We start from the raw sequence: 480 nt of genomic DNA on the forward strand, positions 1-480 counted from the left end.
TACCAGTTACATTATCTGTCTTTTAAAGTAAGATAAAATTATGTATTAATTTTGTGAATAATAGTCGAAACATAAGTAAACTAAAACTAAACTACGCTCTTTTGACAGTATTTATGAGAAAAATACTAGTGATACCAAATGATTCCGCATATATTTATATATTTTTGAAAATTGTACACTTTTAATGCGAAAAGGCCATATGTCGAAAAGTATTTGCGAAATAGAATATTATGTTGGAGAAAAGTCGCTCAGTGGTGGCAACCGAAGTCGCAGAGTGTTCTGCTGATGAAGGACCTCGCCAGCCAGTTCCTCTTTCCGAAGATGTGCTCTCTCTCGTAAATGTGCAGCAGGGTCAGATCTTTAGACAACCACTGCGCTGTGCGTTGGTCATTAGGGTTAATGTGGAAGATGGGCAGACCCCCGGCCAGGTCTGCGAACGTGAAAGCCGAACACAAGTCGAAATTGTTGCCCTTATCAAAC

Annotated in this window: 1 protein-coding gene; it reads left to right on the plus strand. The window is 39.2% G+C overall.

Features of this window, described 5'->3' with window-relative positions; translation table 11 throughout:
* Nucleotides 1-230: 230 nt before the first annotated feature.
* A partial coding sequence (locus tag F0L74_RS34435; RefSeq protein ID WP_213087180.1) for a hypothetical protein occupies nucleotides 231-480 on the plus strand: 250 nt, incomplete at its 3' end.

It is taken from the genome of Chitinophaga agrisoli (genome assembly GCF_008386695.1).
In the GTDB taxonomy this organism is placed as follows: domain Bacteria; phylum Bacteroidota; class Bacteroidia; order Chitinophagales; family Chitinophagaceae; genus Chitinophaga; species Chitinophaga agrisoli.